The organism is Streptomyces sp. CB03238 (assembly GCF_002099185.1).
Classification (GTDB): Bacteria; Actinomycetota; Actinomycetes; order Streptomycetales; family Streptomycetaceae; genus Streptomyces.
Window position 1 is genome coordinate 173,725 of sequence record NZ_NBCN01000005.1, and the last position, 24,675, is coordinate 198,399.

Here is a 24,675-nt window from a genome sequence, read left to right on the forward strand (position 1 = left end):
TGTATGGGCTTCAGGAACCCGGCCGTGCCATGGCCTGGACGAAGGCCCGCTCGACGTCCGCGGTGGACAGGACGCCGTAGATCTCGCCGGACTCCTCGACCACCAGGTACTCGGTCGCCGGAGTCGCGCGCAGCCGGTCCAGGAGCGCCTCCCCGGCGAGGTCGGCGGGGACCCTCATGCCCTCGGTGAGGTCCTGGGCGAGGCCGCTGACCGCCACCCAGGGGCGGCGGTGCTGGGGGATGCCGACGATCGCCGTCTCACGGACCAGGGCCTTGGGCTCGCCCTGGCCGTCGACGACGACGAGGGCGCGGGCGCCGGCCTCGTTGGCGCGGCGGAGGGCCTCGGAGAGGGGAGTGTCGGACTCGACGGGGACGGCGCGCCGGGTGAGGGTGCGGGCACGCAGCTCGGGGAGGTGCTCGCGCAGCCGGGCCATGCGGAGGCTGTTGCCGGCGCCGGTCCAGATGATCGCGGCGAGGATGGCGGCGAGGAGCGCGTCGGTGACCGTCTCCAGGCCGCTGATCTCCTCGGTCGCGTTGCCGAGGGCGCCGGTGTGGGTGAGCAGCGGAAGGCCGATGAGGACGGTGACGGCGAGGGCGCGGCCGACCCACGCGGCGGCGACCGTGCCGCTCATGGGCTTGCCGGTGATCTTCCATACGACGGCGCGGAGCATGCGGCCGCCGTCCAGCGGGAGGCCGGGCAGCAGATTGAACGCGGCGACGATGAGGTTGGAGATCATCAGGCCGGCGAGCAGGACACCGGGCACGGTGCCGGGCTCGACGCCGTACATCGCGGCGTAGAAGGCCCCGGCGAGGACCAGGGAGAGCAGCGGGCCGACGACGGCGAGGACGAATTCGCGGCCGGGGGTCTCGCACTCCTTCTCGATCTCGGAGACGCCGCCGAAGAACTGGAGCTGGATGCGGCGCACCGGCAGTTTGAAGCGGAGCGCGGCGACGGTGTGGGCCAGCTCGTGCACGAGCACGGAGGCGTAGAAGGCGACCGCGAAGAAGAGGGAGACCAGGTAGCGGGCGTTGCCGAGCTCGGGCAGGACCCGCTCGATCTGGTCACCGAAGACCCAGGTGATGAGGGCCGCGACCAGGAACCAGCTGGGGGCGACGTACACGGGCACGCCGAAGATGCGGCCCATCAGGAAGCCGCCGCCTTCCCGGGTCCGCCGCGGTTTTCCGCTGTCGGGAGCGGCTCCGGCCGGGTCGGACCGCGGACGGGTGTGCTCGCCGCTCTCGTCGTCCTTGTTCACAGGTTCCCTTCGGTGTGAAGCGTCACACGACGATCATGCAGTGTGGGAGGTTCTGGCGTCGATGGTATGCCGCTCGTTGTCAGTGGCGGGCCGTAGGGTTTGGAACCATGACCACGAGCCCCTCCAGCTCTCCGAGCCCGCCCACCCCTCCGAGCCCGCGGCGGCCCGCCTCGCTGTCGCCGTCGCGGGCGAGCGACTTCATGCAGTGCCCGCTGCTGTACCGGTTCCGGGTGATCGACAAGCTGCCGGAGAAGCCGAGTACGGCGGCGACGCGCGGCACGCTGGTGCACGCCGTGCTGGAGCGGCTCTTCGACGATCCGGCGGTGGAGCGGACGGCGCCGCGGGCGAAGGCGATGGTGCCGGGGCAGTGGACGCGGCTGCTGGAGTCGAGGCCGGAGCTCGGGGAGCTGTTCGAGGGGGATGCGGACGGGGAGCTGCTGGCGCGCTGGCTGGCGGAGGCGGAGCAGCTGGTCGAGCGGTGGTTCACGCTGGAGGACCCGACGCGGCTGGAGCCGGCGGAGCGGGAGCTGTTCGTGGAGACCGAGCTGGAGTCGGGGCTGCGGCTGCGGGGGGTGATCGACCGGGTCGATGTGGCGCCGACGGGCGAGGTGCGGATCGTCGACTACAAGACGGGCAAGGCGCCGCGTCCGGAGTACAGCGAGGGCGCGCTGTTCCAGATGACGTTCTACGCCCTGGTGGTCTGGCGGCTGAAGGGTGTGGTGCCGCGCCGGCTCCAGCTGGTGTACCTGGGCAGTGGTGACGTGCTGACGTACGACCCGGTGGAGGCGGATCTGCTGCGGGTGGAGCGCAAGCTCCAGGCGCTGTGGGACGCGATCGCCCATGCCACCGAGACGGGTGACTGGCGGCCGCGTCCGACGAAGCTGTGCGGGTGGTGTGACCACCAGTCGGTGTGCCCCGAGTTCGGCGGCACTCCCCCGGTCTACCCGCTCCCCATCGTCCCGGCACCAAGGGTGGAGTGACGCCGTACCGGCGCGCGGCCGGCCGCCCGGGCGGGCGGAGCCGGGGGTTCCGGGTCGACACGGGCAGGTGGCGCCGGGACCGGCGGAGTCGGGGCGGGGCGGTCAGGGCAGAATGGGCCCGGTCAGCTGAGCCGTGAAGGAGTACCTGTGGCTATCCGCGTCCTACTGGTCGACGACCAGCCGCTGCTGCGCACCGGCTTCCGGATGATTCTGGAGGCGGAGCAGGACATCGCGGTCGTCGGTGAGGCCGGGGACGGCCTCCAGGCTCTCGACCAGGTGCGGGCGCTGCAGCCCGATGTGGTGCTGATGGACATCCGGATGCCCCGCATGGACGGTGTGGAGGCGACCCGGCAGATCACCGGACCGGGCCGGGACGGACCGGCCAAGGTGCTGGTGCTGACGACCTTCGATCTGGACGAGTACGTGGTGGAGGCGCTGCGTGCCGGGGCCAGCGGCTTCCTGCTGAAGGACGCGCCGGCCAATGAGCTGGTGCAGGCGATCCGGGTGGTCGCGGCGGGCGAGGCGATGCTCGCGCCGAGCATCACGCGCCGGCTGCTCGACAAGTACGCGGACCACCTGCCCTCCGGTGAGGAGCCCGTGCCGGACGCGCTGAACACGCTGACGGACCGTGAGGTGGAAGTGCTGAAGCTGGTGGCGCGCGGGCTGTCGAACGCCGAGATCGCCGCCGACCTGTTCGTCAGCGAGACGACGGTCAAGACTCATGTGGGTCATGTACTGACCAAGCTGGGCCTGCGCGACCGGGTCCAGGCCGCCGTGTACGCGTACGAGAGCGGTCTGGTGCGTCCCGGCGCCCAGTGACCGGTACGCGAAAGCGGGGTGCCCGACCGGCGTCGGGCACCCCGCTTTCGTATGGGCTCGTATCAGCCCTTCTTGATCTCCCAGAAGCGGAAGACGGTGGACGCGTCCAGCGTCCACTCCAGACCCGTGACGCCGTCGCGGGCGACCGCGTACTGCTTGCCCTGCCACAGCGGCAGGACCGGGAGGTCCTCGGCCACCAGGTCCTGGAGCTTGCCGAAGTCCTCGCCGGCCGCGGTCCGGTCGGCGGTCGCGGCGGTGCGCGGGACGAGCGTGCCGGTGATCTTGCTGTTCTCGTAGTTGTTGTTGAGGACGTTGCCCTCGCCGAAGAACGGCTGCGTGAAGTTGTCCGGGTCCGGGTAGTCGGGGACCCAGCCCTTCACGTACACGCCGTACTTGCCGGCCTGGATGTCCTTCTCGTACTGGGAGAACTCGACGGACTTGACCGTCGCGTCGAACAGCCCACTGTCGTTGAGCTGCTTGGCGATCGCCTTGAGCTCCTCGTCGGTGGAGGGACCGTAACGGCTGGGTGTCGACCAGAGGGTGAGCTTCACCTTGCCGTCGATGCCGGCGGAGCGCAGCGCCTGCTCGGCCTTCTGGGGCTGCGGCTGGTCGCCGTACTCGTTGACGAAGGCCGTGTTGTGGCCGACGATCCCCGCCGGGATGATCGAGTACAGCGGGGTGGTGGTCGACCGGTGGACGTTGCTGACGAGGGCGTCGCGGTCGACGAGGTAGGCGATGGCCTTGCGTACGCCGAGCTTGCCGACGACCGGGTCGTCGACGTTGAACACCAGGTGCTGCACCTCGGCGCTGGAGCCCTCGATGACCTCTATGTCGTTCTCCGCCGACGTGTCGGTGGCCTGGATCTCGGCGATGTCGGCCGCGGCGAGGCCACGGTAGGCGACGTCGACGTCGCCCTTCTGCAGGGCAGTGCCCAGCGCCTTGCGGTCGCCGTGGAAGAACTTCAGCGTGACGCCGCCGTTCTTCACCTTGGCCGTGCCGCGGTAGTCGGGGTTGGGCGAGAAGACGGCCTCGCCCTCGGTGAACGAGTCGAGCTTGTACGGGCCGGAGCCGACGGCCTTGCCGTCCTTGCGCAGTTCCCCGCCTTTGTACTCGCGGTGGTCGACGATGGAACCGGCACCCGAAGCGATCTTGCTCGGGAAGGTGGCGTCGGGGACCTTCAGCGTGAAGACGACGGTCTTGTCGTCCGGCGTGTCGATCTTGTCGATCGTGGCGAGCAGCGGCGCGGGGCCCGCCGGATCGTTGATCTTCAGCGCCCGCTCGAAGGAGAACTTCACGTCCTCGGAGGTGAGCGGGTTGCCATTGCTGAACTTCAGCCCGTCGCGCAGCGTGCAGCGGTAGACCTTGCTGCCGCCCTGGTCGAAGCCGCACTTGTCGGCCGCCTCCGGCTGGGGCACCGAGGCGCCCTTGGGGAAGCTGAGCAGGGACTGGAAGACGTTGTTGAACAGCAGCCACGAACCCGGGTCGTAACCGGCGGCGGGGTCCGTCGCCAGAACTTCGTCGGACATGCCGACGGTCACCGAACCACCGGAGCCACCGGCGTCGCCGCTCTTCTCCTCGCCGCAGCCGCTCAGCAGGGCGGCCGCAAGCCCCGCGGCGAGCGGGGCCGTCAGCCACTTGTTGTGTGCCTTCACAGGAACCTTGCCTCTGGATCTCATCGCCGGCCGAGCCCGTGTGCGCGGCCGGGTACAGCAGGGTCAGGCGATACCTCGGCCGAGCTCCCAGAGCTGCAGGTCCGAGGAGGTGTTCAGCGCCCACTCGACACCGGTCACGTCGTCGCGGGCGGCGACGTACTGCTTGCCCTGCCACAACGGCAGCACCGGGACGTCGTCGGCGACGATGTCCTGGATCTGCGCGAAGGCGGACGAGGCGGCGTTGCGGTCTGCCGCGCGGCGCGACTCGGGGAGGAGCCGGCTGCGCGTGGCGCTGTTGACGTAGGGGGTGTTGAGGAAGTTGTCCGCGTCGAGGAACGGCGCGATGTAGTTGTCGGGGTCCGGGAAGTCGGGGAACCAGCCCAGGCCGTACACGGCGTACTCACCGCGCTTCTGGGCGGGGCGGAACTCGGACCACTTGGCGCCTTGGACGGTGACGTCGAAGAGGCCGGTGGCATTGAGCTGGTCGCGCAGCGCCGCGAACTCCTTGGCGGTGCCGTCGCCGTAGTGGTCGCTGGTGTAATGCAGCGTCAGCTTCACCGGGGCGGTGATGCCGGCGTCGCGCAGGATGGCGGTGGCCTTCTTGCGGTTCGGCTCGCCGTACTTGTCGAGGAAGGAGTTGGTGTGTGCGGTGATGCTGGACGGGATCAGCGAGTACAGCGGGGTCGCGGTCGCCCCGTACACCTTGCCGGCGAGCTGGTCCCGGTCGACGACGGCGGCCATGGCCTGGCGGACCGCCTTGTCCTTGACGGACGGGTCGTCGGTGTTGAAGCCGAGGTAGCGGATCTCCAGGCCGGGAACCTCGGTGACCTTGATGCCCGGCTTGGGGTTCTCGTTGAGGTCCTTGACCTGCTCGGGCGACATCGTCCGGGTGATCATGTCGATGTCGCCGGCTTCGAGGGCCTCGCCCATCGCGCCGGCGTCCTCGAAGGACCGCAGCTCGACCTTGTCGTTGCGGAGCTTGATGTCGCCCTTGTAGTGGGCGTTCCTGGTGAAGACGACCTTGGTGACGTGGTCACCGCTGACGTCGGCCTTCATGGTGTACGGGCCGGAGCCGTCGACCTGGAAGCCGTCGCGGAGCTTCCTGGCCTCGTACTTCTCGCTGCTGACGATGCCGGCGACGGGCGTGGAGAGCTTGTACGGGAAGGTGGCGTCCGGGCTCTTCAGGTGGAAGACGATCTCGTCGTCACCCTTGGTCTCGATCGTGTCGATGTTCGACAGCAGGCCGGCCGCGCCGTTGTCCGACTTGATGGCCAGGACCCGCTCGATGGAGAACTTCACGTCCTTGGCGGTCAGGGGGGTGCCGTCCGCGAAAACCAGGCCGTCGCGCAGGATGCAGCGGTAGCTCTCGCTCGCCCGGTCGGTGAAGCCGCACTGGGAGGCCGCCTCGGGCACCGGGGAGCCGCTGCCGCGCGGTACGCGCATCAGGGTCTGGACGGTCTGGCGCAGCACGTTCCAGACGCCGGTGTCGTAGGCGAAGGCCGGGTCGAAGGGGGCGGAGGCGTCCTTGGATGCGGTGAACCGGTCCGTGGTACCGACGACGATGGCGTCGCCGCCGGAGCCGCCGCCGGTGCCGCCGCAGGCGACGAGCACGGGGGCGAGCAGGCCGAGCACGGCCGGCAGCACCAAGGTCTTGCGGTTCATTCTGGACGTTCTCCTCATCCGGCACTGGGTACAGCGGTGTACGGACACTCCGCCGCGTCCGCCCGGTCGGGGCGGAGCGATCGGGCCGGGATACAGAGCGATCGATCCTGTGTTCCCGTGGGCTTGGTGGCCGGACGGGGGCACGCGGAAACTGCGGCGAAGTTCTCGGCAAGAGATTAGTAGGCGACGCCACAGGTGCAGGAACGGGGCCGAGTTGAGACCGCATCAGACAGTGATCAGTAATGCGGGCTCATCGATCTCTATGCGCCGGAATGATTCGTACACCACTCCATGAATGCGGACACATGACCAGGGCCGAAGTGCCGCGTTCCGGGCATGTAGGCCTTTCCGTCCATGCGGACCGCGACACTCAGAGTGACGAAGGTCACTCTCGAAAAGCCTTTGCCGGGGTAACGGAAAATGCACGGTCAGGTGCGTTGAGTTTTCGCCGCTATTCGGTGTCGCACCCTGGGTGTGCGATCAGTTCATTCGCGTGATCAATGTCCGCAGAAAGCGCAGATCGATCTCTTCCAGCGACCGCACGACGACGCGGCCGTCGGCGGGGGCGATGGGCGCCACGGACGGCACGGCGACCACCCGGCAGCCCGCCGCCTCGGCGGCCGCGACACCGGTGGCGGTGTCCTCGATGACGGCGCATCTGCCCGGCTCGGCGCCGACCCCGCGCGCGGCCAGGAGGTACGGGTCGGGGTGCGGCTTCGTACGGGACACCTCGTCGCCCGCCACGGTGAGCGTGAAGCGGTCGCGGCCGAGCGAGTGCAGGACCCGGTCGATGATGCGGCGGTGCGAGGCGGAGACCAGCGCGGTGGGCACGTTGTGCGCGGCGAGCTCGGCGAGCAGCCGCTCGGCGCCCGGCATGAGGGGGACGCCGCGGCCGATGCGCTGCTCGAAGCGCTCGTTGAGCAGCACGGTCAGCTCGGCGAGGGTGATGTCGGCACCGGTGGCCCCGATGAGGTAGCCGGCGCTGCGGGTCATCGGCCCGCCGACCACCACGTCGCGCCATGACTCGTCGAGGGTGTGACCCAGCTCACCGAAGACCTCGACCTCCGTGTCCCACCAGAAACCCTCGGTGTCGACGAGCGTGCCGTCCATGTCGAGGAAGACCGCCTGCAGGGCGGAGCCCTCGGCCATGCGGGTCAAGGACGCGGGGACCGTACTGGTCATCCGGCACACCTCCATAGAGGGACGAGAAGGCCGATCGCTCTCCCGGTGGGAGGTCTCCTGGGAAATCCGCTGAGAAATCCCGCTGAGTTCCCACAGGGAAAGCGACCGGCCTGCACTGGACCGACCAGTGTACGTCGTGTCCTGTGTTATCGCGCGTTGAAGTACTTCGCCTCGGGGTGGTGGATGACGATGGCGTCGGTGGACTGCTCGGGGTGGAGCTGGAACTCCTCGGAGAGGTGGACGCCGATCCGTTCCGGCTGGAGCAGGTCGGCGATCTTGGCGCGGTCCTCCAGGTCGGGGCAGGCGCCGTAGCCCAGCGAGAAACGCGCGCCGCGGTACTTCAGCGCGAACATGTCCTCCACGTCCGCCGGGTCCTCGGCCGCGAAGCCCAGCTCGGCACGGACCCGCGCGTGCCAGTACTCGGCCAGCGCCTCGGCCAACTGCACGGACAGGCCGTGCAGTTCGAGGTAGTCGCGGTAGGAGTCGGAGGCGAACAGCTCGGCGGTGGCCTCGCCGATCCTCGATCCCACGGTGACGACCTGGAGGCCGACGACATCGGTCTCGCCGGACTCCTCGGGGCGGAAGAAGTCCGCCAGGCACAGGCGTCGGCCGCGGCGCTGGCGCGGGAAGGTGAAGCGGGTGCGCTCGTTGCCGCTGTCGTCGAGGATGATCAGGTCGTCACCCTTGGACACGCACGGGAAGTAGCCGTGGACGACCGCGGCTTCCAGCAGGTTCTCGGTCTGGAGCTTGTCCAGCCAGCCACGCAGCCGCGGCCGGCCCTCGGTCTCCACCAGCTCCTCGTACGTCGGTCCGTCACCGGTGCGGGCCTGCTTCAGGCCCCACTGGCCCTTGAACAGGGCGCCTTCGTCCAGCCAGGACGCGTACTCCTTGAGCTGGATGCCCTTGACGACCCGGGTGCCCCAGAACGGCGGGGTCGGTACGGGGTTGTCGGTGGCCACGTCGGACCGGACCCCGCTCTCCGGCTCCTGCTCCTCGGCCAGGGCGCCGGCCGCGGGGCGTACCCGCCGCTGCTTCAGCTCGGGCAGGGTGGCCCCGGGCACGCCGCGCTTGACGGCGATGAGCGCGTCCATCAGGCGCAGGCCCTCGAACGCGTCACGGGCGTAGCGGACTTCGCCCTGGTAGATCTCGTGCAGGTCCTGCTCGACGTAGGCGCGGGTCAGGGCGGCGCCGCCGAGGATGACGGGGTAGTCGGCGGCCATGCCGCGCTGGTTGAGCTCCTCCAGGTTCTCCTTCATGATCACGGTCGACTTGACCAGGAGACCCGACATGCCGATGACATCGGCCCGGTGCTCCTCGGCCGCTTCGAGGATCGCGGAGACGGGCTGCTTGATGCCGAGGTTGACCACGTTGTAGCCGTTGTTGGACAGGATGATGTCGACGAGGTTCTTGCCGATGTCGTGCACATCGCCACGGACCGTGGCCAGGACGATGGTGCCCTTGCCCTCGTCGCCCTCGACCTTCTCCATGTGCGGTTCGAGGTAGGCGACCGCCGTCTTCATCACCTCCGCCGACTGCAGCACGAACGGCAGCTGCATCTGGCCGGAGCCGAACAGCTCACCGACCACCTTCATGCCGTCCAGCAGGGTGTCGTTGACGATGTCCAGGGCGGGGCGGGTGGTGAGGGCCTCGTCGAGGTCGGCCTCCAGGCCGTTCTTCTCCCCGTCGATGATGCGGCGCTTGAGGCGCTCCTCCAGCGGCAGCGCGGCCAGCTCCTCGGCCTTGCCCGCCTTCATCGACGTGGTGTTGACGCCCTCGAACAGCTCCATCAGCTTCTGCAGCGGGTCGTAGTCCGCACGGCGCCGGTCGTAGATCAGATCGAGCGCGGTGGTGACCTGCTCCTCGTCGAACCGTGCGATGGGCAGGATCTTCGACGCGTGCACGATCGCCGAGTCCAGACCGGCCTTGACGCACTCGTCGAGGAACACGGAGTTCAGCAGGATCCGCGCGGCCGGGTTCAGACCGAAGGAGATGTTCGACAGACCGAGGGTGGTCTGGACGTCGGGGTGGCGGCGCTTGAGCTCCCGGATCGCCTCGATGGTGGCGATACCGTCCTTGCGGGACTCCTCCTGACCCGTGCAGATCGTGAACGTCAGGCAGTCGATCAGGATGTCCGACTCGTGGATGCCCCAGTTCTGCGTCAGGTCGGTGATCAGCCGCTCGGCGATCGCCACCTTCGTCTCGACGGTGCGGGCCTGGCCCTCCTCGTCGATGGTCAGCGCGATCAGCGCCGCACCGTGTTCCTTGGCCAGGGCGGTGACCTTCGCGAACCGCGACTCGGGCCCGTCGCCGTCCTCGTAATTCACCGAGTTGATCACCGCGCGGCCGCCGAGCTTCTCCAGCCCGGCGCGGATGACCTCCACCTCGGTGGAGTCCAGCACGATGGGGAGGGTGGAGGCGGTGGCGAACCGGCCGGCCAGCTCCTCCATGTCCGCCACACCGTCCCGGCCGACATAGTCGACGCACAGGTCGAGCATGTGGGCGCCCTCACGGATCTGGTCCCGGGCCATCTCCACACAGTCGTCCCAGCGGCCCTCCAGCATGGCCTCACGGAACTTCTTCGACCCATTGGCGTTGGTCCGCTCACCGATCGCCATGTACGCCGTGTCCTGCCGGAACGGCACCGTCTGGTACAACGACGCCGCACCCGGCTCCGGACGCGGATCACGCGGCGCGGGCGCCAGGTCCCGCACACGCTCCACGACGTGCCGCAGATGCTCCGGCGTCGTACCGCAGCAGCCGCCGACCAGCGACAGCCCGTATTCGCGTACGAACGTCTCCTGCGCGTCCGCCAGCTCGACCGGCGTCAGCGGATAGTGCGCACCGTCCTTGCCCAGCACCGGCAGACCCGCGTTCGGCATGCACGACAGCGGGAGGCGGGAGTGGCGGGCCAGGTAGCGCAGGTGCTCGCTCATCTCGGCCGGGCCGGTGGCGCAGTTCAGGCCGATCATGTCGACGCCCAGCGGCTCCAGCGCGGTCAGCGCCGCACCGATCTCCGAGCCCAGCAGCATCGTGCCGGTCGTCTCCACCGTGACCGAGACGATCAGCGGGAGGTCGGCGCCGGTCGCGTCGAGGGCGCGGCGGGCGCCGAGGACGGCGGACTTCGCCTGGAGCAGGTCCTGGCACGTCTCGACGACCAGGGCGTCCGCCCCGCCCGTGATCATGCCCTCGGCGCTCTGCTGGTAGGCGTCGCGCAGCTTGAGGTACGGGACGTGGCCGAGGGTCGGCAGCTTGGTGCCGGGACCCATGGAGCCGAGTACCCAGCGCTGCCGGCCGGAGGAGGCGGTGCACTCGTCGGCGGCCTCGCGGGCGATGCGGGCGGCGGCCTCGGACAGCTCGTACACGCGGTCGGCGATGTCGTACTCCGCCAGCGCCGAGAGGTTCGCACCGAAGGTGTTCGTCGAGATGCAGTCGACGCCGGCGGCGAAGTACTCGTCGTGGACCGATCGGACGATGTCGGGCCGGGTGATGCTGAGGACCTCGTTGCAGCCTTCGAGGTTCTGGAAGTCCTCGAGGGTGGGGTCCTGCGCCTGGAGCATGGTGCCCATGGCTCCGTCGGCCACGACCACACGGGTGGTGAGGGCCTGGCGGAGGGCTGCGGCTCGGGTCCTGCTGTCAGTGCTCTGCGTGCTGTCAGCGGCGAGGGTCGGCGACGAGGCCATGGAAGTGCTCCCTGGAGTGCGACGGCTGTCGGCTTTGCACCTTCAGGGGAAGGTGCATCGAGCCAGAGTAACCGCGTACCCGCCGGGGTGGACATTTTGTTCCAGAGGGTGGACGGCATGCTGGGGCGGCGGCGTCCGGCCGCACGGGTTCCCGGGGGCTTCCTCGATGTGGCTCAAGGTCGGCAACGACCGATAGTGTTCAGCATTGTCGAACTGAGGGAGAAGGGCCGGGCGATGCCGAAGAACATCCAGTCGCTGGAACGTGCGGCGGCGATGCTGCGACTGCTCGCCGGCGGCGAGCGCCGTCTCGGACTGTCGGACATCGCGTCGTCGCTGGACCTGGCGAAGGGCACGGCGCACGGCATTCTGCGCACCCTGCAGGCGGAGGGCTTCGTCGAGCAGGACGCGGCCTCCGGCCGCTACCAGCTGGGCGCGGAGCTGCTGCGGCTCGGCAACAGCTACCTCGACGTGCACGAGCTGCGCGCCCGCGCCCTGGTGTGGACGGACGACCTGGCCCGCTCCAGCGGCGAGAGCGTCCACCTCGGAGTGCTGCACCAGCACGGCGTACTCGTCGTCCACCACGTCTTCCGCCCCGACGACAGCCGCCAGGTGCTGGAGGTCGGCGCCATGCAGCCGCTGCACTCCACCGCCCTGGGCAAGGTGCTGTCGGCGTACGACCCGGTGGCGCACACCGAGGCGCTGGAGGTGGAGCGCGAGGCGTTCACCCCGCGCACCGTCACGGACCTGGAGGACTTCGAGGCCGTGCTGGACATGACCCGGGCGCGCGGCTGGGCGGCGGACGTGGAGGAGACCTGGGAGGGTGTCGCGGCGGTGGCCGCGCCCATCCACGACCGGCGCCGGATGCCGGTCGGGGCGGTGGCCATCACGGGTGCCGTGGAGCGGGTCTGCAACGGCGGCGAGCTGCGCCCCGAGCTGGTGGCGGCGGTACGGGACTGCGCCCGCGCGGTCTCCCGCGACCTGGGTGCCGGGCGCTTCTGACGCCTTCGGCGCATCATCGGTAACGAACGCATTTCGGCCAACAGAACTCTTGACGCCACGTTTACCAGAGGACAAAACTGCCGTGCATCGGTCGGCATTGTCGAACAGCTACCGGCAATCACGCTAGAGTGTGGCAATGCCAGAGGCCGGTTAACGCCCTCACCTGAGGGCGCGGACCACCGGAGGGACCCGGGGTTCGCCTTCCCCTGGACGAAGGACAAAGGAGTCGCGGGTGTCCAGCTCCGACATCTTCATCGGCGAGATCATTGGTACCGCCGTACTCATCCTGCTCGGCGGTGGCGTGGTCGCCGCCGTCGTACTCAAGCGCTCGAAGGCGCAGAACGCCGGCTGGCTGGCCATCACCTTCGGGTGGGGCTTCGCGGTCCTGACCGCCGTCTACATGACGGGCTCCCTCTCCGGCGCGCACCTCAACCCGGCCGTCACGGTCGGCATCGCGATAAAGGACGGGGACTTCAAGAACGTCCCCGTCTACTTCGCGGGCCAGCTCCTCGGCGCCATGATCGGCGCGGCCCTGGTCTGGATCGCCTACTACGGCCAGTTCCACGCGCACCTGACCGATCGCGAGATCGTGGGCGACCCGGCCGACAAGGCCATCGAGGGCCCGCACAACGAGGCCGCGAGCAAGGCCGGCCCCGTGCTCGGTGTCTTCTCGACCGGCCCCGAGATCCGCAATGTCTGGCAGAACCTGGCCACCGAGATCATCGGCACCCTCGTACTGGTGCTCGCGGTCCTCACCCAGGGCCTCAACGACAGCGGCAAGGGCCTGGGAACCATTGGCGGCCTGATGGTGGCCCTGGTCGTGGTCGGTATCGGCCTCTCGCTCGGCGGCCCCACCGGCTACGCCATCAACCCGGCCCGTGACCTCGGCCCGCGCATCGTGCACGCCCTGCTGCCGCTGCCGAACAAGGGCGGCTCCGACTGGGGCTACGCCTGGATCCCCGTCGCCGGCCCGCTGATCGGCGGAGCCCTCGCGGCGGGTATCTACACCATCGCGTTCGCCTGAGCCGTCCTTCTTACAGACTTACGGGAGCAACCGTGACCGACGCACACACCACCGGCCCGTTCATCGCGGCCATCGACCAGGGCACCACCTCCAGCCGCTGCATCGTCTTCGACCGCGACGGGCGCATCGTCTCCGTCGACCAGAAGGAGCACGAGCAGATCTTCCCCAAGCCGGGCTGGGTGGAGCACAACGGCGCCGAGATCTGGACCAACGTCCAGGAAGTCGTCGCCGGCGCCATCGAGAAGGCCGGGATCACCTCGGCCGACGTCAAGGCCATCGGCATCACCAACCAGCGCGAGACCACGCTGCTGTGGGACAAGAACACCGGTGAGCCCGTCCACAACGCCATCGTCTGGCAGGACACCCGCACCGACGCCCTGTGCAAGGAGCTCGGCCGCAACGTCGGCCAGGACCGCTTCCGCCGCGAGACGGGCCTGCCGCTCGCCTCGTACTTCGCCGGTCCGAAGATCCGCTGGATGCTCGACAACGTCGAGGGCCTGCGCGAGCGCGCCGAGCGCGGCGACATCCTCTTCGGCACCATGGACTCCTGGGTCATCTGGAACCTCACCGGCGGTGTCGAGGGCGGTCACCACGTCACCGACGTCACCAACGCCTCCCGCACCATGCTGATGAACCTCCACACCATGGAGTGGGACCAGAAGATCCTGGAGTCCATGGACGTCCCGGCGGCCGTGCTGCCGGAGATCCGCTCCTCCGCCGAGGTGTACGGCCACGTCAAGGGCGGCGTCCTGGACGGCGTCCCGGTCGCCTCCGCGCTCGGCGACCAGCAGGCAGCCCTGTTCGGCCAGACCTGCTTCGCGGAGGGCGAGGCGAAGTCGACGTACGGCACGGGCACCTTCCTGCTGCTGAACACCGGCGAGAAGATCATCAACTCGTACTCGGGTCTGATCACCACCGTCGGTTACAAGATCGGCGACCAGGCCCCGGTGTACGCCCTGGAGGGCTCCATCGCCGTCACCGGTTCGCTGGTGCAGTGGATGCGCGACCAGATGGGCCTGATCAACTCCGCCGCCGAGATCGAGACCCTGGCGTCGTCGGTCGACGACAACGGCGGCGCGTACTTCGTACCGGCCTTCTCCGGCCTGTTCGCCCCGTACTGGCGCTCCGACGCCCGCGGTGTGATCGCCGGCCTGACCCGGTATGTCACCAAGGCGCACATCGCGCGCGCCGTGCTCGAGGCCACCGCCTGGCAGACCCGCGAGATCACCGACGCCATGACGAAGGACTCCGGCGTCGAACTGGCCGCGCTCAAGGTCGACGGCGGCATGACCTCCAACAACCTGCTGATGCAGACCCTCTCGGACTTCCTGGACGCCCCCGTGGTGCGCCCCATGGTCGCCGAGACCACCTGCCTCGGCGCGGCCTACGCCGCCGGCCTGGCCGTCGGCTTCTGGCCGGACACCGACGCGCTGCGTGCCAACTGGCGCAGGGCCGCCGAGTGGACCCCCCGCATGGACGCTGACAAGCGTGACAGCGAGTACAAGAGCTGGCTCAAGGCCGTCGAGCGGACCATGGGCTGGATCGAGGACGAGGAGTAATTCGACATGACCACCCTGCAGAGCGTCCCTGCCCTCGGGACGCACCCGGCTGCCGGTTCCCTGCCGAGCCGTGCGGAGACGCGGGAGCAGCTCTCCAAGGCGACGTACGACCTCCTGGTGATCGGCGGCGGCATCCTGGGCATCTCCACGGCCTGGCACGCCGCACAGTCCGGGCTGCGGGTGGCCCTGGTGGACGCCGGCGACTTCGCCGGCGCCACCTCCTCCGCCTCCTCCAAGCTCCTCCACGGCGGTCTGCGCTACCTGCAGACCGGCGCGGTGAAGCTGGTCGCGGAGAACCACTTCGAGCGCCGTGCGGTCTCCCGCCAGGTGGCCCCCCACCTGGCGAACCCGCTCACCTTCTACCTGCCGGTCTACAAGGGCGGACCGCACGGCGCCGCCAAGCTCGGCGCGGGCGTCTTCGCGTACTCGGCCCTGTCCGCCTTCGGCGACGGCGTCGGCCACCTGCTCAGCCCCGCCAAGGCCGCCCAGGACGTGCCGGAGCTGCGCACCGACAACCTCAAGGCCGTGGCCGTGTACGGCGACGACCAGATGAACGACGCGCGCATGGCCCTGATGACGGTCCGCGCCGCCGTCGACGCGGGCGCCACCGTCCTCAACCACGCCGAGGTCACCGGCCTCCGCTTCACCAAGGGCCGGGTCACCGGCGCCGACCTCCGGGACCGCACCAGCGGTGACGAGTTCGGCGTCGACGCCCGCCTGGTCCTCAACGCCACCGGCCCCTGGGTCGACCACCTGCGCCGGATGGAGGACCCGAACGCGGCCCCCTCCATCCGCCTGTCCAAGGGCGCGCACCTCGTCCTGAAGCGCACCTCCCCCTGGAAGGCCGCGCTCGCCACCCCGATCGACAAGTACCGCATCACCTTCGCCCTCCCCTGGGAGGACATGCTGCTGCTCGGCACGACCGACGAGGAGTACGAGGGCGACCCCGGCGAGGTCGCGGTCAACGACAAGGACATCACCCAGATCCTGGACGAGGCCGCGTTCTCCATCCGGGACCAGCAGCTGTCCCGGGACCTGATCACGTACTCCTTCGCGGGTCTGCGGGTGCTGCCGGGCGGGCCCGGCGACACCTCCAAGGCCAAGCGCGAGACGGTCGTGACCGAGGGCCGCGGCGGCATGCTGTCGGTGGCCGGCGGCAAGTGGACCACTTTCCGCCACATCGGCCGTACGGTGATGAACAAGCTGGCGTCCCTGCCCGGCCACCCGCTGGGCGAGGACATGGAGCCGATCTCCCGGCTCCCGAAGAAGCTGCCCCTGCCCGGCATAGCCAACCCCAACGCGGTCGCCCACCGGCTGCTGGTCGACGGCGGTACGCCCGGGCCGCGCATGGCCGCCGACACCGCCCGCCACCTGGCCACGCACTACGGCTCGCTCTCCTTCGACATCGCGCGCCTGGCCAACGACAACCCGGAGCTCGCCGAGCGCGTCCACCCGGACGCGCCGGAGATCTGGGCCCAGGTCGCCTACGCCCGTGACCACGAGTGGGCCGAGACGGCGGACGACGTGCTGCGCCGCCGGACGACCCTGACGATCCGGGGCCTGGCCACGGACGAGATCCGCGCCAAGGTCGAGGACATGCTCGGCAAGAAGGCCTGACGTACCCGACGACGAGGGCGGCCCTTGAAGGGCCGCCCTCGTTGTACGCTCAGACATCGGATGTCTGATGGGGGACCCTGCCATGGCCGTGACCGATGAGGCGATCCAGAAGATCAAGGGGATGATCGTCTCGGGCGCGCTGCGCCCCGGTGACCGGCTCCCCAAGGAGAGCGAACTCGCCGCCGCGCTGGGCCTGTCGCGCAACTCCCTGCGCGAGGCGGTGCGCGCCCTGTCGCTGATCCGCATCCTCGACGTACGCCAGGGAGACGGCACATACGTCACGAGCCTCGACCCGCAACTGCTGCTGGAGGCGCTCGGCTTCGTCGTGGACTTCCACCGCGACGACACGGCGCTGGAGTTCCTCGCCGTACGCCGCATCCTGGAGCCCGCCGCCACCGCTATGGCCGCCAGCCGCATCACCGAGGCGGAACTGGACGCGCTGGACGGCCGGCTGGAGGCGCTGGGCGACGAGCCGTCGGTGGAGGAACTGGTCGCCGCCGACCTGGAGTTCCACCGCACCATCGTCACCTCCGCCGGGAACGCGGTCCTCAGTTCCCTCCTGGACGGCCTGTCCGGGCCGACGACCCGGGCCGGCGTCTGGCGCGGCCTGACGCGGGAGGACGCGGTCGGCCGTACGCTCGACGAGCACCGCGCCATCCTGGCGGCGCTCCGCGACCGGGACGCCGAGGCGGCCCGCTCGTGGGCGACGGCGCATGTGGCCGGTGTGGAGCGGTGGCTCAGGAGCACGAGCGCAGCGCTCGGATGAATCGGCTGGATTCTCGCCGTGTTTCCGCCGGTCGCCGTGGGTAGTGGATCTCGGTCGGTACAGCACTCGGACGTGTACAGGGGCTGCGGGCGGGGCCCCGGAAAGCCGTAAGGTTGGTCCGTACGCACGGAACTTCGGAAGGAGGCCTGGGTGATCGAGCTCGAGGGGGTTCCCGAGCTGATCGACCCGGTCATGGTGGCCGCGTTCGAGGGCTGGAACGACGCCGGCGACGCCGCCTCCACCGCGGTCGCGCACCTGGAACGGGAGTGGAAGGGCGAGGTGTTCGCGGCGCTCGACGCCGAGGACTACTACGACTTCCAGGTCAACCGGCCCACGGTGTACCTGGACGGCGGGGTACGGAAGATCACCTGGCCCACCACCCGGCTGTCGGTGGTCCGGGTGGGCGGCGACAAGCCGCGCGACCTGGTGCTGGTCCGCGGTATCGAGCCGTCCATGCGCTGGCGCTCGTTCTGCAACGAGCTGCTCGGCTTCGCCCACGAGTTGGGCGTGGAGATGGTGGTGATCCTGGGCGCGCTGCTCGGCGACACCCCGCACACCCGGCCGGTGCCGGTCAGCGGCGTCACGTCCGACCCGGACCTGGCTCGCACCATGGACCTGGAGGAGACCCGGTACGAAGGGCCGACGGGCATCGTCGGCATCCTCCAGGAGGCCTGCACGCACGCGGGCGTACCGGCGGTGAGCCTGTGGGCGGCGGTGCCGCACTACGTGTCGCAGCCGCCGAACCCCAAGGCGACGCTGGCGCTGCTCAACCGGCTGGAGGACCTGATCGACCTGCGCATCCCGCTGGGTGAGCTGGCCGAGGACGCGCGGGCCTGGCAGGTCGGCGTGGACCAGCTGGCCTCGGAGGACAGTGAGGTGGCGGAGTACGTCCAGACGCTGGAGGAGGCGCGGGACACCGCGGAGCTCCCGGAGGCGTCGGGCGAGGCCATCGCCCGCGAGTTCGAGCGGTACCTGCGGCGGCGGGACGGCGGACCGGGGCATGCGACCGAACTCGGCGACAGCTCGTACCTGCGCGATACGTCGAGCGGGCGAACCCGCCCGCCGAAGCCGCCGAAGGCGGAGGAATCCGACGACGACGGTTCCCCGGACTCCCCGGAGGACTGACAGGCGCGGGGCGGCACCTCACATGAGGTGCCGCCCCGCCGCCGTAACAAGACCCGCGCCTACAGCGCCACGCCCAACAGGGCGTCGGCCGTACGCGACACGAGACCGGGCGCGCCCTCGTCCGTACCGCCCTCCGCCTCCTGGCGGGCGGTCCAGCGGTCCACGGCCGCGAGGGCGGCGGGGGCGTCCAGATCGTCCGCCAGCGCCTCACGCACCTCGTCGACCAGCGCGTCGGCGGACGGCCCGTCGGGGCGCGAGACCGCGGCACGCCAGCGGCCGAGCCGCTCCACGGCCTCCCTGAGCACCTGGTCGGTCCACTCCCAGTCCGCGCGGTAGTGGTGCGACAGCAGGGCGAGCCGGATGGCGGCCGGGTCGACGCCCTCGCGGCGCAGCGCGGAGACGAAGACGAGGTTGCCCTTCGACTTGGACATCTTCTCGCCGTGCAGGGCGACCATCCCGGCGTGGACGTACGCCTTGGCGAACGGGTACTCGCCGGTCAGCGCCTGGGCGTGCGAGGCGCCCATCTCGTGGTGCGGGAAGACCAGGTCGGAGCCGCCGCCCTGGACGTCGAAGCCCATGCCGAGGTGGTCCAGGGCGATGGCCACGCACTCGATGTGCCAGCCGGGACGGCCGGCGCCGAGGCTGCCGCCGTCCCAGCTGGGCTCGCCCTCACGGGCGGCCATCCACAGCATCGGGTCGAGCGGGTTCTTCTTGCCGGGGCGGTCCGGGTCGCCACCGCGCTCGGCGGACAGGGCCCGCATGAACTCGGCGTCGTAGTGCGAGACCTCTCCGAAGTGCGGGTCGGCCTCGACGGAGAAGTAGATGTCGCCCTCGAGTTCGTACGCGGCGCCCGCGTCCCGCAGCCGCTCGATGAGCGGCACGATGCCGGGTATCGCCTCGACGGCGCCGATGTAGTGCTGGGGCGGAAGCATCCGCAGGGCGGTCATGTCCTCACGGAACAGCGCCGTCTCGCGCTCGGCGAGCCCGACCCAGTCGATACCGTCCCGGGCGGCCCGCTCCAGGAGCGGATCGTCCACGTCGGTGATGTTCTGGACGTAGTGAACCTGCCGCTTGGTGTCGAGCCACACGCGCTGAACGAGGTCGAACGCGTTGTAGGTCGCCGCGTGACCGATATGGGTCGCGTCGTACGGCGTGATGCCGCAGACGTAGATACGGGCGACGGGGCCGGGGTCGAGGGTCACTCGTCCACCGGTCGCGGTGTCGTGGATCCGGAGGTCGCGGCCCTTGCCGGGCAGGGCGGGGACCTCAGAAGCGGGCCAGGCATGCATGCCACGAGCGTAACCGGACGGGTGTTCCGGATACGAACCGGATGCAGGATCATGACCGGATAGGCCCTCTTGCGCGGCCGGCCGACCTGTGCATCGTCGGCCGACAGCGTGGAGCGACCCATGCGGGCCGTCCCCCACCCACCGCCAGTCGGCAGACGGCGTGAGGCGGGGCCACGCAGGGTCGTCCCCACAGGGGTTGGCGGCGGGGGTGGGCTCCCGAAACAGGTACCGAAGGCCGCCGGCCCCGAGGAGACGAGCCCGGAGGGGCCACGCCGCCCACCCACCACCCAGCCCGCCGGCGGCGGCACCGCAGTGCCTCGTCCAGACGCGGAGCCCGGCCTCAGGCGCGGCCGGGGCAGTGGCCGGGCACGCGCCACGCCCGGTCCGGACGCGGACCCAGAGGCTCGACAGACGTGGGCGGGGGCAGTGCCGGGCACGCGCCATGCCCGGTCCGGACCCGGACCCGGAGGCTGGACAGACGTGGGCGGGGGCAGGCGCCGAGCCCGTGCGGGCCGACAGCCCCGGGCCGAGGCAGACCCGGACCCTGCGGACCGGGGCCACGCAGGCACAGCGCCAGGGCCGGAACGGGGGCCAAGCAGATGCCGGCCAGGGCACACCCGGCCGGAACAGACGGCCCGCCGGGGAGACGGCCCCGCCAGCCAGACGGCCCTGCCAAGGCAAACCAGGCAGACGCCCCGCCAAGGCACACGCCCCGCCAGGGCAGACGCGGGCCCGCGGCAGACCAGGGGCCACGGAGCCGAGGGCTCAGGGTGCCGGCCCGGACGGGCGAGGCGGCGGACCGGGACCGTACCGCCGCGCCGGCCGCGTCAGACCGGGGGCCAGGGGATGGCGGGCCACTGGCCCGAGGGCTCCGGGTGGTGGCCCGACGCGCGCAGGGCGGCGACGCGGGAGCGTACCGCCGTGATCTCGGCGGGGGTGATCAGCTCCGCCAGCCGGGTGGCCAGGGGGGCGTCGGGCGCCAGGGAGGCGTCCAGGCGGGCCAGGACCTCCAGGGCCTCCCCCGGAAGCGGTTCGCCCGCCCAGCCCCACAACAGGGTCCGCAGCTTGTCGTCCACGTTGAAGGTGACACCGTGGTCGATGGCGTACAGTCGGCCGTCCGGCGCGGGCAGCAGGTGGCCGCCCTTGCGGTCACCGTTGTTGATCACCGCGTCTAGCACGGCGAGCCGCCGCAACCGTACGTCGTCGGCGTGCACCAGCAGGGCGGTGCGGTCCTCCCCCACCTGCGCGAGGCCCACCGCCTTCCAGCCCTCCCCAGGCTCCTCGTCCTCGACGAGCGCCAGGAGGGAGACGGACGGGTCGCCCTCGACCCACAGCTGGACCATGCCCTGGCCGAACGGCCCGTCCCGCAGGACGGTCGGCGGCACCAGGCCCCACCCGGTCGCCTCGGACACCTCGTACGCCGCGACCTCGCGCTGCGCCAGCGTCCCGTCGGGGAAGTCCCACAGGGGGCGCTCCCCGGCGACGGGTTTGTAGACGCAGTCGGCTTCCTGGTCTTCGTACGCGACGGAACAGAACAACACCGCGTTGGACGCCTCGCGAACCTGGCCGCGTACCGTCAACTCGCCCTTGGCGAGCAGGTCGAGCAGCTCCACCGCCGTCAGGCTCCCCGGCGGTATCCGTTCTGGCGCGGGCATACGTGTCCTTCCGGATCGAGCGGCAGGCTGCACAGCGGGCACGGCGGCCGCCCCGCGTTGACCACGTCGAGGGCGCGCTTGGCGAATGCCCTCGCCTGCGCCCCGGTGAGCCGGACGCGCAGCATGGGCGGGCCGTTCTCCTCGTCCTGGAGGAGCCGTTCCTCGGCCTCCGCGAGGTCCTCCTCCGACTCCACGTCCAGCTCGACGAGCGCCTGCGCCTCGACGATCATGCGCTGTTCCTCGCCGTCCCAGGCCAGCGCCATCGTGCCGACCCGGAACTCCTCCTCCACCGGGGAGTCCAGGGGCGCGGTGTCGGTGACGTCGGAGGGCGCGACGGCCGGCACCGGCGCGTTGCCCCCGGTGCGCCGCACCACCTCGTCGAGCAGCTCGTCGATCCGCTCGGCGAGCGCGGCCACCTGGGTCTTCTCCAGGGCGACGCTGGTGACCCGGCCCCCTGCGGATGCCTGGAGGAAGAACGTACGGCGGCCAGGCAGCCCGACCGTGCCGGCCACGAAGCGCTCCGGTGGGTCATAGAGGAATACCTGACGGGACACGTTCCCTCTCCCTTGCTTCAGTTCGGACGGCGGCGCTGCGGCCCGTCCACCCTACTGTGCGAATCGATCACGGTGCTCCCGCGCCGCCGCCGACCTCCGCGGCCTCGCCACCGGGCTCCTCCCGGGGGATCAAACCGCCGAAGTCGCCGGTGTCGCCGAGCCGCAGAAGAGATGGCCTCAGGCGGGTGTAGCGGATCGCCGTCACGGAACAAGGATCCACATGGATCCGCTGGAACAGATCGAGATGCATTCCGAGGGCGTCGGCCACGAGCGACTTGATGATGTCGCCGTGCGAGCACATCACGTAGACCGCGTCCTCCCCGTTTTCCGCCTCCACGCGCGCGTTCCACTCGCGTACGGCCTCGACGGCGCGCGCCTGCATGGCGCGCATCGATTCGCCGCCGGGGAAGGCCACGTTGGAGGGATGCCGCTGGACGACCTCCATGAGGGGCTCGTCGGCGAGTTCGGCGAGCTTGCGCCCGGACCAGTCGCCGTAGTGGCACTCGCCGATCCGCTCGTCGGTGTGCAGCGGCAGGCCGGGGCGGGCGTCCAGCAGCGGCTGGAGGGTCTCCCGGCACCGCTGGAGCGGGCTGGTGACGGCGGCCGCGAGCGGCACCCCCGCCAGCCGGCCGGGCAGCGCCGCGGCCTGCGCGGATCCGCGCTCGTCGAGGGTGACACCGGGCGTCCAGCCGGCGAGCACGCCGGCGGTGTTGGCGGTCGAGCGTCCGTGCCGTACGAGGATCAACGTGGCCATGCCTGCCAGCCTAGGCGGCTCGACGGGTGCAAGGTGCCGGGGGCCGGGGAAGAATACGCGCCGTGATCGTGGACTGTGCCATCTACCGGGACGGGCGCCGCAGTGAGGGCCCGTCCGACTTCTCCGACGCCCTCGAAGAGGCGCGGGCCGCCAATGCGGGCGACTCGTTCCTCTGGATCGGGCTGCACGAGCCGACGGAGGAGGAGTTCGATCACGTCTCGGAGGAGTTCGGCCTGCACCCGCTGGCCGTGGAGGACGCCCTCAAGGCGCATCAGCGGCCGAAGCTGGAGGTGTACGACGACTCGCTGTTCATGGTCCTCAAGCCGGTGCTGTACGAGCCGGAGAGCGACACCGTCAGCACCGGTGAGCTGATGGTGTTCATGGGCGACTCGTTCGTGGTGACGGTCCGGCACGGCGAGGGAGCGCCCTTGTCGGCCGTACGCAAGCGGCTGGAGGCGGAGCCCGAGGTGCTCAAGCACGGGCCGACGTCCGTGCTGTACGCGATCAGTGACGCCGTCGTGGACCACTACATCGAGGTGGCGGGCGAGCTCCAGGTCGACCTGGAGGAGATGGAGACGGAGGTCTTCCAGCCGACGGGCGGCGACGCCAAGAACACGGCGTCACGGATCTACATGTTCAAGCGCCAGGTGCTGGAGTTCCGCCGGGCCACCGGTCCGCTGGCCGCGCCGATGTCCCGGCTCTCGGGCGCGGGCGTGCCGTTCGTCAGTGAGCACGCCCAGCCGTTCTTCCGGGACGTCAGCGACCATCTGACCCGTGCCACCGAGCAGGTGGAGGGGCTCGACCGGCTGCTTTCGGACATTCTGTCGGCGCACCTCGCGCAGATGGGCGTGCGGCAGAACGACGACATGCGGAAGATCTCGGCGTGGGCGGCGATGGCCGCGGTGCCCACGATGGTCGCGGGCGTCTACGGCATGAACTTCGACCACATGTGGGAGCTCCACCAGGTGTGGGGCTACCCGGCCGTGATCGTCCTGATGGCCGTGGCGGTCGTCGGCCTGTACCGGCTGTTCAAGCACCGGGGCTGGCTGTAGGCGCCGGCACGCCGTTCAGAATGCCGGGGCCGGTTCGGCGGGCCCGCCCAGCGCGTTGCGCCGCTCCGGCATCCTGAGGTCGACCATGCGCCGCCAGCCGCCGGCCCTTTCGTACGCGTACATGCCCCGGATGCCCATCGCCAGGGCCGCCCGCTTGGCGCGCGGCCACTTCAGGATGCGGCCCATGTGGTCCATGACGGCGAGGCTGACGTCACGGTAGACGGCGATCTCGGCGAGGGCGCACTCGCGCAGGGTGCGCTGGATGGTCCGGCCGTGTCCGGCGTACGCGAAACCCAGCAGCTCCTCGTGGCAGTACGCGAGGTGGTTGTCCTCGTCGTTGCAGATCATCCGGATGGCCTTGCCGACCTCGGGGTGGTCGCCGAAGTGCTTGACGAGCATGTCCATCTGATCGGCCGCGCGCTGTTCGGTGACCCTGCTGTGCGAGAGGTAGACGAGGATGTCCTCCTCCGACAGCTGCTGGTCCCGGCGCAGCTTCTCGTGGGCCAGGCCGATGCCCCGCTGCTCCAGCAGCATCGTGTAGTCGGTCTCCGGGGGGACGGAGACCGGTTCCAGGCCGCGTTTTCTGAGCAGGGCGTTGAAGATCCGGCCGTGCTTGTCCTCGTCGGCACCGTGCCGGGTGATCTTGGGGGCGAGTTCCTTCATGCTCTCGGGTACGAGGGCGGCGATGCGGGCGTTCTCCCAGCCGCCCTGGGCCTCCCCACTGGCCGCGATGGAACAGAACAGCTGATAGGAGTCGTCGTTGCCGATGATCTCCTGGAACAGGCTTCGGGCCGACAGCATCTATGGCACCTCCATCGCGTCGCGCCTACGCGCGTCTCTGCGCACTTCCGCAAAGAGCGAGTCAAATGCCGCGCGGGGGGACGTGGCAACAGCTCGGCCGTGGAAGTCCGCCGGATGGCGGAGCATCGGGGGCGCGGGGAGGGGAACGGCGGTGTCCGCGCGCCCCGGTGGCGCGCGGGGAGTAACCGGGGAGGGGCGTGGAGCGTTGTGCAGCGTGACGGCCGTGGCGGGGATGACCCCGAGCCCCCAC

General features: G+C 70.3%; 19 protein-coding genes. 9 read left to right on the forward strand and 10 right to left on the reverse strand.

The features are described from left to right. Positions 1–10 precede the first annotated feature (10 nt). Positions 11–1,255, reverse strand: a complete 1,245-nt coding sequence (locus BKD26_RS10365; protein WP_084897541.1) for a site-2 protease family protein — start codon at positions 1,253–1,255, stop codon at positions 11–13. A gap of 107 nt (positions 1,256–1,362) precedes the next feature. Here BKD26_RS10365 and BKD26_RS10370 point away from each other — a divergent pair, with 107 nt between their 5' ends. Both BKD26_RS10370 and BKD26_RS10375 read left to right on the forward strand, forming a co-directional pair. After that, a complete protein-coding gene (locus BKD26_RS10370) occupies positions 1,363–2,235 on the forward strand; it encodes a RecB family exonuclease (protein ID WP_084897542.1) in 873 nt (290 codons plus the stop codon). 147 nt (positions 2,236–2,382) lie between these two features. Next, positions 2,383–3,054: a response regulator transcription factor gene (locus BKD26_RS10375; RefSeq protein WP_064069109.1), complete on the forward strand. Its 672-nt coding sequence runs from the start codon at positions 2,383–2,385 to the stop codon at positions 3,052–3,054. 62 nt (positions 3,055–3,116) lie between these two features. On the opposite strand, the gene BKD26_RS10380 is transcribed toward BKD26_RS10375, so the two are convergent. The 4 genes from BKD26_RS10380 to metH all read right to left on the reverse strand — a co-directional run bounded on the left by BKD26_RS10380 (position 3,117) and on the right by metH (position 11,230). Then, entirely contained in the window at positions 3,117–4,706 is a 1,590-nt protein-coding gene (locus tag BKD26_RS10380) for an ABC transporter substrate-binding protein (RefSeq protein ID WP_179166493.1), read from the reverse strand. A 63-nt stretch (positions 4,707–4,769) separates the two neighbouring features. Beyond that, positions 4,770–6,368 (reverse strand): ABC transporter substrate-binding protein, encoded by a 1,599-nt coding sequence (locus BKD26_RS10385; RefSeq protein WP_084897544.1) that lies wholly within the window; start codon positions 6,366–6,368, stop codon positions 4,770–4,772. A gap of 480 nt (positions 6,369–6,848) precedes the next feature. Next, positions 6,849–7,550: an HAD family phosphatase gene (locus tag BKD26_RS10390; RefSeq protein ID WP_084897545.1), complete on the reverse strand. Its 702-nt coding sequence runs from the start codon at positions 7,548–7,550 to the stop codon at positions 6,849–6,851. 146 nt (positions 7,551–7,696) lie between these two features. After that, a complete protein-coding gene (gene metH, locus BKD26_RS10395) occupies positions 7,697–11,230 on the reverse strand; it encodes a methionine synthase (RefSeq protein WP_084897546.1) in 3,534 nt (1,177 codons plus the stop codon). A gap of 234 nt (positions 11,231–11,464) precedes the next feature. Between metH and BKD26_RS10400 the strand changes: the two genes are divergently transcribed. From BKD26_RS10400 to BKD26_RS10425, 6 genes are all read left to right on the forward strand, one after another. Next, a complete protein-coding gene (locus tag BKD26_RS10400; RefSeq protein WP_084897716.1) occupies positions 11,465–12,229 on the forward strand; it encodes an IclR family transcriptional regulator in 765 nt (254 codons plus the stop codon). 232 nt (positions 12,230–12,461) lie between these two features. After that, the gene (locus tag BKD26_RS10405) at positions 12,462–13,253 is read left to right on the forward strand and encodes an MIP/aquaporin family protein (RefSeq protein WP_084897547.1); all 792 of its coding nucleotides are present in this window, start codon (positions 12,462–12,464) and stop codon (positions 13,251–13,253) included. A gap of 32 nt (positions 13,254–13,285) precedes the next feature. Beyond that, positions 13,286–14,812, forward strand: coding sequence for a glycerol kinase GlpK (gene glpK / locus BKD26_RS10410; protein ID WP_084897548.1), 1,527 nt, complete (start codon positions 13,286–13,288; stop codon positions 14,810–14,812). A 6-nt stretch (positions 14,813–14,818) separates the two neighbouring features. After that, on the forward strand, positions 14,819–16,429 hold the full coding sequence (locus BKD26_RS10415; RefSeq protein ID WP_084897549.1) for a glycerol-3-phosphate dehydrogenase/oxidase: 1,611 nt from the start codon (positions 14,819–14,821) through the stop codon (positions 16,427–16,429). An 82-nt stretch (positions 16,430–16,511) separates the two neighbouring features. Continuing rightward, complete coding sequence (locus tag BKD26_RS10420; protein ID WP_084897550.1) at positions 16,512–17,195, forward strand: FadR/GntR family transcriptional regulator; 684 nt, start codon at positions 16,512–16,514, stop codon at positions 17,193–17,195. Positions 17,196–17,345: 150 nt separating this feature from the next. Continuing rightward, positions 17,346–18,320 (forward strand): PAC2 family protein, encoded by a 975-nt coding sequence (locus tag BKD26_RS10425; RefSeq protein ID WP_084897551.1) that lies wholly within the window; start codon positions 17,346–17,348, stop codon positions 18,318–18,320. Between the two features lie 59 nt (positions 18,321–18,379). Here the strand turns inward: BKD26_RS10425 and mshC are convergent, their stop codons facing one another. The 4 genes from mshC to BKD26_RS10445 form a co-directional block, all read right to left on the reverse strand. After that, positions 18,380–19,609 carry a cysteine--1-D-myo-inosityl 2-amino-2-deoxy-alpha-D-glucopyranoside ligase gene (gene mshC, locus BKD26_RS10430; RefSeq protein ID WP_084897552.1) on the reverse strand — a complete coding sequence of 410 codons (1,230 nt, stop codon included), beginning with the start codon at positions 19,607–19,609 and terminating at the stop codon, positions 18,380–18,382. Between the two features lie 827 nt (positions 19,610–20,436). Continuing rightward, entirely contained in the window at positions 20,437–21,264 is an 828-nt protein-coding gene (locus tag BKD26_RS10435) for an SCO1664 family protein (RefSeq protein WP_084897553.1), read from the reverse strand. Next, positions 21,228–21,818, reverse strand: a complete 591-nt coding sequence (locus BKD26_RS10440; protein ID WP_084897554.1) for a DUF3090 domain-containing protein — start codon at positions 21,816–21,818, stop codon at positions 21,228–21,230. The genes BKD26_RS10435 and BKD26_RS10440 overlap by 37 nt, the downstream gene beginning before the upstream one ends. A 67-nt stretch (positions 21,819–21,885) precedes the next feature. Further along, complete coding sequence (locus BKD26_RS10445; protein ID WP_084897555.1) at positions 21,886–22,572, reverse strand: histidine phosphatase family protein; 687 nt, start codon at positions 22,570–22,572, stop codon at positions 21,886–21,888. Positions 22,573–22,625: 53 nt separating this feature from the next. On the opposite strand from BKD26_RS10445, the gene corA reads away from it, so the two are divergent. Beyond that, positions 22,626–23,624, forward strand: a complete 999-nt coding sequence (corA, locus tag BKD26_RS10450; protein ID WP_084897717.1) for a magnesium/cobalt transporter CorA — start codon at positions 22,626–22,628, stop codon at positions 23,622–23,624. Between the two features lie 15 nt (positions 23,625–23,639). Here the strand turns inward: corA and BKD26_RS10455 are convergent, their stop codons facing one another. Continuing rightward, positions 23,640–24,425, reverse strand: coding sequence for a hypothetical protein (locus tag BKD26_RS10455; protein ID WP_084897556.1), 786 nt, complete (start codon positions 24,423–24,425; stop codon positions 23,640–23,642). Positions 24,426–24,675: the final 250 nt, after the last annotated feature.

Bases quoted from the DNA above. Each gene is read 5' to 3' on its own strand.
- BKD26_RS10370 (WP_084897542.1), top strand. From the start codon at position 1,363: ATGACCACGAGCCCCTCCAGCTCTCCGAGCCCGCCCACCCCTCCGAGC.
- BKD26_RS10385 (WP_084897544.1), bottom strand. From the start codon at position 6,368: ATGAACCGCAAGACCTTGGTGCTGCCGGCCGTGCTCGGCCTGCTCGCC.
- BKD26_RS10390 (WP_084897545.1), bottom strand. From the start codon at position 7,550: ATGACCAGTACGGTCCCCGCGTCCTTGACCCGCATGGCCGAGGGCTCC.
- metH (WP_084897546.1), bottom strand. From the start codon at position 11,230: ATGGCCTCGTCGCCGACCCTCGCCGCTGACAGCACGCAGAGCACTGAC.
- BKD26_RS10400 (WP_084897716.1), top strand. From the start codon at position 11,465: ATGCCGAAGAACATCCAGTCGCTGGAACGTGCGGCGGCGATGCTGCGA.
- BKD26_RS10415 (WP_084897549.1), top strand. From the start codon at position 14,819: ATGACCACCCTGCAGAGCGTCCCTGCCCTCGGGACGCACCCGGCTGCC.
- BKD26_RS10420 (WP_084897550.1), top strand. From the start codon at position 16,512: ATGGCCGTGACCGATGAGGCGATCCAGAAGATCAAGGGGATGATCGTC.
- mshC (WP_084897552.1), bottom strand. From the start codon at position 19,609: ATGCATGCCTGGCCCGCTTCTGAGGTCCCCGCCCTGCCCGGCAAGGGC.
- BKD26_RS10435 (WP_084897553.1), bottom strand. From the start codon at position 21,264: ATGCCCGCGCCAGAACGGATACCGCCGGGGAGCCTGACGGCGGTGGAG.
- BKD26_RS10445 (WP_084897555.1), bottom strand. From the start codon at position 22,572: ATGGCCACGTTGATCCTCGTACGGCACGGACGCTCGACCGCCAACACC.
- BKD26_RS10455 (WP_084897556.1), bottom strand. From the start codon at position 24,425: ATGCTGTCGGCCCGAAGCCTGTTCCAGGAGATCATCGGCAACGACGAC.